Origin of the sequence: Microcystis sp. M31BS1 (assembly GCF_020245285.1) — a bacterium.
Classification (GTDB): Bacteria; Cyanobacteriota; Cyanobacteriia; order Cyanobacteriales; family Microcystaceae; genus Microcystis; species Microcystis panniformis.
This window is the reverse complement of record NZ_JADBVE010000006.1, coordinates 1-10,233: the sequence shown is the minus strand read 5'-3', so window position 1 is coordinate 10,233 and position 10,233 is coordinate 1. Positions and strand designations below refer to the sequence as shown.

Sequence of the window (10,233 nt, the reverse complement as noted above, 5' to 3'; positions counted from 1 at the left end):
GTACGGGCGAAGCATTCGGATAGAAAATCTACGGTTTCACCGATAGGTTATTGCCCGAATGCTTCGCCCCTACAGGACGCGGGCCGATGAAGACGCAAGGTTTTGAACGACGATTCTCTCAAAATCTTGCACCTGTTTCGGAAGAAAAGCCCCAAAACCCTTACTTTGCCTACATTTCACATTTATTCAGCAAACCCTAAGTAGGTAGGTATTAAAAACTGTCAGATACCCCCGCCTATCGGCACCCCCCTTAATAAGGGTAGATACCCCCGCCTATCGGCACCCCCCTTATCAAGGGGGGCGGGGGGATCGAACCTAAAATCCATTTTTAATTTAATTATAACCAGCTACTTAACTAGGGTTTATAACTGGGAAAATCGATATAACCTTCCTTGTCAAAAGAATACCAATCCTTCATCTCAGCATCGGGATTAAGGGGCCAATTATTGGCGAATCTTTCCACCAAATCGGGATTACTGATATAGGGGCGACCGAAAGCAATTAAATCCGCATCTCCCAACTGAATAGCGGCTTCAGCATTTTCTTTTGTATAACCACAATTGCCGATTAATGCACTATTAAAAACAGCCCTAAACTCGGATAAAAGCATCGGTTGACCCTTTTCATGAAAACCAAAAGCCAAGCCATCTAGCAGATGCAAATAAGCTAAATTGTACTCATTTAATCTTTGGGCAATATAGAGAAAAGTTTCTCGAAAATCCTCGGAACCCATGTCATTATAAACTCCATTGGGAGACAGACGCACCCCCACCCGATGACTGGGAAAAACAGTTAAAATTGCCTCGACTACTTCCTGTAAAAAACGATAGCGATTTTCCAAACTGCCACCGTACTTATCCTGACGCTGATTAGTGGCCGATTGTAGAAAAGTATCGATTAAATAACCATTAGCTCCGTGAATTTCTATGCCATCAAACCCCGCTAATTTTGCCCTCTGAGCGGCTTGGCGGTAATCGTCGACAATTGTGGGGATTTCCTCAGTTTCTAAGGCTCTAGGGGTCTCGTAGGGCTGTTTGCCGATGGGTGTATGCAACTCCCCCTTAATCTTAATTGCCGAAGGGGCAACGGGTAAAGCGCCATTTTCCTGAAAACTAGAATGAGAAGCGCGACCACAGTGCCACAATTGACAAAACATTGGTGTTCCTTTTCTTTGGGCGATTTTTGTCACCATTTGCCATGCTTGCACTTGTTCATCGGTGTAGATACCGGGGGTATTTTGCCAACCGTTAGCTTGGGGAGAAATTACCGTCGCTTCTGTAATCATTAATCCGGCGCTGGCCCTTTGCCGGTAATACTCGGCCATTATCTCATTAGCAAGACGTTTTTCTCCGGCTCGCGCTCGCGTCATGGGGGCAAGCACAAGACGATTTTCTAGGTTTAAATCTCCCAATTTAAATTGACTTAAAAGAGCCAGGGAAGTAGTGAAGGAAGTCATCGAATTTGCCGATAGAGAATTTAGGTTAATTTTACCGCAGTTAGTTAAAACCAGACAATCGCACCCAAGGATGATTGACTGTCTATCTGCGAGATTGTTCCTCTGCTAAGGGAGGAGAATTAATCGGGTCAATTAGCTGACTATAATTGATCTTGGTCATAAATTTGACTATAATTACCAGTTATTTAATTTATTTATAGCGTTTCCTGTTCGCAAGAGGTACATTATCGATATTGAAAAGCTTAATTAGCAAAGGTTTAAGTGTGCCACACAGGTGTGAGAACCGCTATATCATCCAAAATTCAAAAGACAGAAACTATATTTTCTGGTAGTTGAGTCATGATGGTTCGGTATAAAATAGTGTAATTACGCTTATATTTATCTGACCAGAAATAGTCATTGTCGAGATGTCTAGTAACTGGTGTTTTACCGATCAAATAGACTTCCTAGAGACTGAAACGAAACCCTTACTATTCGGTACTTGCTAATTTCAAGAGGGTTTTTCGGCTCTTCTCGACTTTGTGTGATAATTTTTGCTTATGGAACCCTGAAGTGCTTATTGGGCAAAACTTTTAGGACTATTTTGCGGATATTCTATCGGTATAGACCTCGTTTCCACACAGAAACCAGAAGAGCCGTTTTTCAGAATCAGCATTTTTTAGGAAACCTACCCAAAAATACCCAAAAGAGGCAAACAGCCTCTAGATTGCGTTGATAAAAATGGGAAAACACGAGTTTTTAGCAAGCATCATTCATTTAATTGTGCTAATCTCCAAAAAATAGCTATTTTTTCACAATTTATTTAGAACTAATTTATTAGTAAAAAAAAGTCTTGATCGACTTGGGCTTTGTGGCTAGTATGTAAAGCATCTAGCTTCTTCATTGGAGACACCTGAATGAAAGCCCTATTACTGTGGCCGCTGATGCCCAACTCCTTTTGGTCCTATCAAGAGACTTTAGATCTAGCCGGTTTAAGAGCAACCAATCCGCCCCTGGGTTTAATTACGGTGGCAGCCCTGTTACCATCGGATTGGGAAATCCGGTTTGTTGATCGCAATGTCCGATTAGAAACGGCTTCGGATTGGGAGTGGTGCGATTTGGTAATCATCTCCGCCATGATCATTCAGAAAAAGGACTTTCAAGAATTGATTGCCAAAGGGTTGCAGTTGGGTAAAAAAGTGGCTGTGGGCGGGCCTTACCCCACCTCCTATCCAGAAGTTGCCCAAAAAGCTGGGGCAGATTACCTGATTCTCGATGAAGGAGAACTGACAATCCCGCCGTTCCTGGCGGCCCTGGAGCGGGGTGAACCGAGTGGTGTCTTTAGAGCCAGTGAGAAACCCGATGTCACCATGACACCGATCGCCCGCTATGATCTACTAGATCTGGATGCCTATCTGGCGATTACCGTGCAGTTTTCTCGCGGTTGCCCCTTTCAATGCGAATTTTGTGACATCATCAACCTCTATGGCCGCAAACCGCGCACCAAAACCCCAGAACAAATGTTGGCTGAGTTGGAGACGTTATATCAACTGGGGTGGAGGCGCTACATTTTTGTTGTCGATGACAATTTTATTGGCAATAAGCGGAATGCCAAGGTGTTTCTGCGGGAGTTGATCCCCTGGATGGAACAACACCAGTATCCCTTTAAACTGATTACGGAAGCTTCCCTTAATCTGGCCGAAGACAGCGAACTGATCGAGTTAATGGTCAAGGCCGGCTTTATGCTGGTGTTTATGGGGATTGAGACACCAGATACCGATAGCTTAATGGGCATTAACAAGGTTCAAAACACCCGCCAATCCCTGATCGAATCCTGTCACAAAATTACCCGCATGGGGCTGCAGATTATGTCTGGCTTCATTATCGGTTTTGACAATGAGAAACCTGGCGCAGGGGAGCGGATCAAAGAGTTTATTATGGAGGCGAGTATTCCCCAGGGTCAGTTTAGCCTGCTCCAGGCACTGCAAAATACTGCCCTGTGGAATCGCCTGCAACAGGAAGGTCGTCTGGTGGATGGTATGGGTACTTTCCATCAGGGAGCGATGATGAACTTTGAGCCAACTCGCCCTGTGGAAGAGATTACCGAAGAATACATCGACGCTTTCTGGGAAATCTACGATCCTGTTAACTACCTGAAACGAACCTTCAACCATTTCATGATCATGGGGGGATGGCGCGGCAAATCGAACCGTAAATTAGATTGGCAACAGTGGCAATTGTTCCGTTCCTTGCTCTGGCGGCAGGGGATTGTCCGACCGACGCGCTTCCGTTTCTGGTGGCAACTGGCGGTGATTGCCTGGGTCAAGCCCCGTCTGCTAGAAGAGTATCTAGCGACCCTAGGGATAGGTGAGCATTTTTTTGCCTATCGCTATGAAGTCAGAGAACAATTACTAAAACAACTAGCCGATTTGAAGCAACAGAAAGCAAGGGTAGCCCAGCTGGAAAAAACGCTCAAAAGCTAGACAATAGCGCCGAGGAACAGTCATTTATCCCTAAACAGCGCTCTTGAATCCTACCCCAAAGTAGAGCAACAAAAAGCGAGTGGGGTTGTTTGACTGTCAAGTCAGTTGACATACTCCCACCGTCAAGCTAGGCTGTGACGGGGGATTCTTTCCACATTGCTGTTAGAAATTCCTTGCTTCGACGAGACGGCTTAGATTCTCAATGTCTCCATTAAGAACCCAGAGACCCGACTCTCCCCCCCCCCAAAGGCTTGGATTGAGTGATAAAATTGGAAGTAATACCCGATGTCTCAAGTTAATTGGGCGAGGATTTCGTGGGAATTTATCTCAGTCATAATCTTACCAAAAGTAGCGGTCGGGGTGAATAGTGGTTTGACGTTGTTGGGAATTGTATTCTAGCAGGTATTTTCTGGCGATTACTTCCTGTTCTTCTAATAAGAGTAGCTCATTTTCTCCAATTTCTGTATCGGTAGAGAGGAGGATGACTTGAGAGGAAGCGGCGGGAAAATAACGTTCAACTAAATTATGGCGATGGGAAGAATCTAAACGTCCGAGGGGTGTATCGATAGCGATGGGTAAATCTCGTCCGGAGACTCGCGCTAATCCCCACAAAAAAGCGATCGCTAATAGTTGTTTTTCTCCGGCAGAAAGACGGTGTTTAGGCACATTTTGTCCATCGGGACCAAAGAGAGATAGACCAAAAGTATCAGCATCGATCGCTATTTTCTGCACCAGATCGGACTTATGCAATAAATAACGAAAACATTCCGCCACTTCTCCCTCTAATCTATTTAATTTTTTTAAAGTTAAGCGTTCTTTAAATACTTTTAAAGTTTGCTGTGCTTTGACAATAGCGTTGACGATATGTTCGTTACTTTGCGATTCTAAAGCTTTCTCACTGTAGGCAAATAATTCTTTTTTAGTTTTCTCAATTTTCTTTTTGATTTCCTCATAATTTTTGTGGCTTTGCTCGTATTCCGCTTGAGCATTTAGATACTTTTTCTGAGCGGTTTTTAAGTTATTACTCAGGGTTTCGTATTCTTCGGGAGAGGCTGCTACTGCTAATTCTCGCTCTAAATTATCTAAGTCAGCTTCCAGATTTCTTAATTGTTCTATTGCTTGATGAGCGAGGTTAATTTGTGCCGGTAATTGATGGGTTAAGACTCGATTTAATAACTCGATCGCCTCCTCGTCTAGATCTAAGTAAGGAGTAATCAAAGAATCGCTATCCTCAGCTAAAAACTGATTTTCTTGCTCTAAAAATTCTCTAATATTCTCTAATTGTTCTAAAGTTAAATTCAGTTGTTCTAAATAAGCAAGTAACTTTTTATCTCTGGATTCTAAAACCGATTGAGCGACCTTAGCTGATTGAAATTGTAGCTCTTTTTCTCCCTGAATTTTAGCCGCTTCTAGGAGAGGAAAAATTAACTTTAATGGTAATAATTCTCCCGCTAATTGACCTAAGTATTCCCTCTGGTTATCTAACTTTTTATCTACCTCCTTTTTTCTGATCTCTAATTGACTTCTTTCGGCGGCAATTTTGCCGCCATCAATGCGAAATTTATCCGAGACTGCATCAAAATCATTTCTAACCACATCTAAATTTTTTTGTTGAGTTTCCATCTCTTGCCTAGCCAATTCTAAATCTTCTTGGTACTGGGCTAATTTTTTCTCGATCGCTTCAATAGTTGCCAGTTCATTTTCTGCTGCTAGTAACCGGCGCTTGCGACTAGCTAAAATATCGAGATCAACGGCTAATCTTTCCGCTAATTCTAACCCTAATAAAGTCTGCATCGAATCCTTAACGCTGTCAGGAGGTACATCCTGTTCTGCCAATTCTTTTACCTGTTCCCCATCAAATAAAAAGAGGTTAGAAATACCCAAAGGTAATAAAGTTTCAATATATTCATCCCAAGTGTTAGCTAAGGCAGGATCGGGCCAATCTTCATCTAAAATACCGAGGGTATCCTTACCATCTTTAGGCTGTTTTGTCCAGTATCTAACGATACGATATTGTCGCCATTGTTCATTAACTAGATGTTCAAAAGCCAGTTCAATTCTCGCTTGATCGATGAGGGAAGCTTGATTATTAACTGCTTGACTGAGAAACTCGGCATAACTTAAATTATTGCGAGTAGAACACTTGGCCCGCGCACCGTACAAAGCCAAACGAATCGCATCCATTAAAGTAGTTTTACCGCCGCCATTCATGCCTCCCAAAAGGATAATCGGACAGGGATTGTTATCTTTTTCGGGGCGTAAATTAATCACTTGACGACCGGCGTATGGACCAAAGTTTTGCAAAACTAATTCAGTAAAAATCATTAATATTCAGCCTTAGTTAAGTCGAAAGTTTTAGGGAATCTCCTGTAACAATTATACCTGAAAAAGTGCCGCAGATATTTTTTGACACCCAAGAGAAAAACCCCAGATTTTATACTATAGCATTGATCACCAGCGCTAGATATAATTAGGGTCTGCGGAAAAAACTCTAAGATCCCCCCGCCTGTCGGCACCCCCCTTATTAAGGGGGGCAGGGGGGATCGAGTGCAAAACCTATCTTCTATTTAATTGCAAACAGCTACTTAATTAAAGTCTGCTGATTTTTACTTTCTAGTTCATTACTGGGCATGAGCCTATTTTTTGAAAAAATCGTTATGATCGGCGTGAAAGTGCCAACACAGGGGAGAAAATTGCTATGATCACGATCGGCGAATATTTATGCCAGCGTCTCCATAATTTAGGGGTTAATCATGTTTTCGGGGTGCCGGGGGATTATGTCCTCGATTTGATGGATGTTTTGGTGGAAAGTCCGATCGAATTAGTTTGCACCTGTAATGAGCTTAACGCAGGTTATGCCGCCGATGCCTACGCGCGAGTCAAAGGTATGGGCGCTGTCTGTGTCACCTACGGAGTCGGGGGATTTAGCCTCGTTAATGCTGTGGTCGGTGCTTACGCTGAAAGAGTTCCCTTGGTGGTGATTAGTGGGGCTTCCGATCGCTCGATTCGCCGGGATAATTTATTATTACACCACACCACGGGCGATTATAATCTGCAATTTTCGATCATGGAAAAAGCCACGGTTGCCTCGGTTATTCTCACTAATTCCACCCAAGCTGCCAGTCAAATCGATCAAACTTTAGCAGCTTGTTTGCATCACAAACGTCCCGTGTATATCGAAATTCCCCGGGATCTGGTCTATCGTCCCTGTATCCCCTCAGAAAATCCAATTTATTTAACCGATAATCTTACGGATACCGCCGCTTTAGAAGAAGCCATTGAAGAAGCGGTTTTTTTATTAGAAAAAGCGGAAAAACCAATTATTTTAGCGGGGGTAGAATTCCATCGGTTTAAACTCCAGGATAAGTTGCTGAAACTTTTAGAAGTAACGGGTTATCCCTTAGCCACCACTATTTTAGGTAAGTCGTCAATTTCGGAAATGCAGCCGCAATTTATCGGCACTTATGTGGGGGCATTAAGTCGCGAATACGTTAGTCAACGGGTGGAAAATGCCGATTGTGTCCTCTGTTTAGGGGCGATCATGTCCGATATGAATTTAGGCGGATTTACGGCTAATTTAAATCCCAATAATTTGATTAATGCCAATTCCGAGAAGATCAAGATTAAACATCACTTCTATCAACCAGTATTCCTAGGGGATTTTATCGAGGGTTTAATTAATAAGCTAAGTCACAAAGAAGCGGCTACACTAGAGATTAAACCTGCGGCCGAATTGAAGAATTTAGAATTCATCGCCGTGCCAGAGCAAAAATTAACTAATGCTCGTTTTTATGAGCGAATGAATCATTTTATCGCTCAAGAATCTTTTGTTATTTCCGATACGGGGGATGCAATTATTGCCACAATTGATTTATTAATGCCTCAAAAAACCGACTTTATCGGTCAAGCATTTTATCTCTCTATTGGTTATTCAATTCCCGCCTGTTTAGGAGTAGCTTTTGCCGCACCAAATACTCGTCCTATCGTCTTTGTGGGTGATGGTGCTTTTCAAATGACTGCCCAAGAACTTTCGACAATTATCCGTCACCATCTCAATCCAATTATCTTTTTAATTAATAACGATGGTTACACGATCGAGCGGGTAATTCAGGATAATATTTATAATGATCTACAACCGTGGAAATATCATCAATTACCAGCAGTATTTAACGGGGAAAGTTGGAGTTGTCAAGTCAGGACAGAAGGGGAATTAGAAAAGGCTTTATCGATTGCCCAGGGTAACATCGATCGCCTATCATTTATTGAAGTACATCTCGATCGTTTTGACTGTTCCCAAGGCTTAACTCGTTTAGGTCAAGCTTTACGTTCACCCCATGCCTAGACTGGTTATGCTATTAGGTTTTGACTGTGTGAAGCTGCCCTAAGACACCAGACTGAAACTCTTTTCGCTCCCAAGAGTCAACAATTAAGATACAATCGGTATCTTAATCAAAGTTTGCCGGTGACAACCGCAACTAAAAACCCTATGAATGCTTTTTGGAAACAAATCACTCTACTGAACTTTTCCCCTGCTTCTTGGTCAAAATATAGCTATCTGCATCGTTTAGTCGGACTTTTTAGTCAATGGCGACAGGGTAGCTGGTTTGTGGAGTGGACAGAACTGATGGGTGCGCTGTTAATCTCTCTCCTTATCGCCACTGCGCCGTTTTTCTCCACCAGTCAAATCGGTTTTTTGCTGTTAGCAATAGCGGGTTATTGGCTACTCTTAACCCTTGTGGATGAAGGCAAAATCGGGGTGACACCGATTCACCTTTTAGTGCTTTTATACTGGGGAATTGCCACGGTTTCCACGGCTTTTTCTCCCGTTAAAACCGCAGCTTTGGAAGGATTAATTAAATTAACTCTCAATCTCATCTTTTTTGCCTTTACTGCCCGAATTATGCGCTCGCCACGCCTAACAAATTGGATTCTGACTACTTTAGTTTTAACCGCTTTAGCAGTGAGCGTTTACGGCATTCGTCAGCAAATTTTTGGCGCGGAACAGTTAGCAACTTGGAACGATCCTACTTCAGAATTAGCGGGGGATACTAGGGTTTATAGTTATCTCGGTAATCCTAATTTATTAGCTAGTTATTTATTCCCCGGTATTGCTTTTAGCGGTGCGGCATTATTTGTGTGGCAGGGATGGCTACCGAAAATTTTAGCGGCTTTACTAACTTTAGCCAATGCCGCTTGTTTATTTTTTACCGAGAGTCGTGGCGGTTGGATTGGTTTGATGGTCTTAGGAATTGTCTTCTTATTGCTATTATTTTATTGGTTCAAAAATTATCTACCGTTATTTTGGCAAACCTGGCTTTTACCCTTAATTTTAGGGGGTTTAGCCGTGGTGGTTTTAGGGGCGATTTTATTGGTGGAGCCGATGCGAATTCGGGTGATGAGTATTTTCGCCGGCCGAGGAGATAGTAGTAATAACTTTCGGATTAATGTTTGGGATGCAGTTATTCGCATGATTCAAACTTATCCGCTTTTGGGCATCGGACCGGGTAATGATGCTTTTAAGAAAATTTACCCCCTATTCATGAAGCCAAAATACACGGCTTTAAGTGCCTATTCTGTGGTATTAGAAATCATGGTAGAAACGGGAATCATTGGTTTTACCTGTTTCCTCTGGTTATTAGTTACAACTATCGGCCAAGGCATCCATCAAATTAAACTTTTACGCGATAAAATGGACAGTCAAGGCTTTTGGTTAATCGGGGCAATTGCCGCTATGGCCGGAATTCTTGCCCACGGTTTCTTTGATACAGTTTGGTATCGTCCCCAAGTTAGTACCCTCTGGTGGTTAGTTTTGGGTTTAATTGCTAGTCGTTGTTATTCCCCGGCTAGAGGTTTTGAGCGCGGCAATTCTCTCCTCTAGGGGGGCGAAATGGGGGAGCATTGAGGAGTTATTTCAAATTACGGATAGGACTGCTCTGAAGGGGATTTGAAGCTCGTGTAGGCGTAGGCGAGGGGGATTATTAAGAAAAATCACAAACCCCCTATCCCACCATCTCTCGGTGGCCAAAGCAAGAGATAATTGAGTTAGATCGTTTCCCAGTTTGTTCCGCGCTTGGCGCGATTTCCCAACTGCAATAACGAGAGTAAATCCCTGTGGCCGTTATAGAGACGAGGGAGGAAAATAATGGATCGTTCTCTTAAGTGGGCCGTTGCGATTGTCATCGGAAATTTTGGGTCTGAAACCCCGCCGTTCTAGGTTGGCTTTACGTTAGAATTAAAAGGCCAGTCTCGAAAACCAAGTGGACGGCGCAGCACCTTGAAAACTCGGCTTAGGGGGTTCCGACCAGAAAAGCTTGG

General features: G+C 43.0%; 5 protein-coding genes and 1 pseudogene. 3 read left to right on the top strand and 3 right to left on the bottom strand.

The annotated features are described in order from the left end of the window. Positions 1–355: 355 nt before the first annotated feature. The gene (locus IM509_RS00225) at positions 356–1,456 is read right to left on the bottom strand and encodes an alkene reductase (protein ID WP_052277582.1); all 1,101 of its coding nucleotides are present in this window, start codon (positions 1,454–1,456) and stop codon (positions 356–358) included. A gap of 896 nt (positions 1,457–2,352) precedes the next feature. On the opposite strand from IM509_RS00225, the gene IM509_RS00220 reads away from it, so the two are divergent. Then, positions 2,353–3,918, top strand: a complete 1,566-nt coding sequence (locus IM509_RS00220; RefSeq protein WP_052277581.1) for a B12-binding domain-containing radical SAM protein — start codon at positions 2,353–2,355, stop codon at positions 3,916–3,918. A 122-nt stretch (positions 3,919–4,040) separates the two neighbouring features. On the opposite strand, the pseudogene IM509_RS00215 reads toward IM509_RS00220, so the two are convergent. Together IM509_RS00215 and dndD are read right to left on the bottom strand one after the other, a co-directional pair. Continuing rightward, positions 4,041–4,155: pseudogene (locus tag IM509_RS00215) on the bottom strand (zinc ribbon domain-containing protein); the annotation flags it as partial. Between the two features lie 102 nt (positions 4,156–4,257). After that, on the bottom strand, positions 4,258–6,243 hold the full coding sequence (gene dndD / locus IM509_RS00210) for a DNA sulfur modification protein DndD (RefSeq protein WP_052277580.1): 1,986 nt from the start codon (positions 6,241–6,243) through the stop codon (positions 4,258–4,260). Between the two features lie 373 nt (positions 6,244–6,616). Here dndD and IM509_RS00205 point away from each other — a divergent pair, with 373 nt between their 5' ends. Together IM509_RS00205 and IM509_RS00200 are read left to right on the top strand one after the other, a co-directional pair. Further along, complete coding sequence (locus IM509_RS00205) at positions 6,617–8,260, top strand: alpha-keto acid decarboxylase family protein (RefSeq protein WP_185238067.1); 1,644 nt, start codon at positions 6,617–6,619, stop codon at positions 8,258–8,260. Positions 8,261–8,404: 144 nt separating this feature from the next. Further along, the gene (locus IM509_RS00200) at positions 8,405–9,796 is read left to right on the top strand and encodes an IctB family putative bicarbonate transporter (protein WP_185238068.1); all 1,392 of its coding nucleotides are present in this window, start codon (positions 8,405–8,407) and stop codon (positions 9,794–9,796) included. The last annotated feature ends 437 nt before the right edge of the window (positions 9,797–10,233 follow it).

Excerpts from the sequence above, each read along its gene's own strand:
- dndD (WP_052277580.1), bottom strand. The coding sequence starts at position 6,243 with ATGATTTTTACTGAATTAGTTTTGCAAAACTTTGGTCCATACGCCGGT.
- IM509_RS00200 (WP_185238068.1), top strand. The coding sequence starts at position 8,405 with ATGAATGCTTTTTGGAAACAAATCACTCTACTGAACTTTTCCCCTGCT.
- IM509_RS00220 (WP_052277581.1), top strand. The coding sequence starts at position 2,353 with ATGAAAGCCCTATTACTGTGGCCGCTGATGCCCAACTCCTTTTGGTCC.
- IM509_RS00225 (WP_052277582.1), bottom strand. The coding sequence starts at position 1,456 with ATGACTTCCTTCACTACTTCCCTGGCTCTTTTAAGTCAATTTAAATTG.
- IM509_RS00205 (WP_185238067.1), top strand. The coding sequence starts at position 6,617 with ATGATCACGATCGGCGAATATTTATGCCAGCGTCTCCATAATTTAGGG.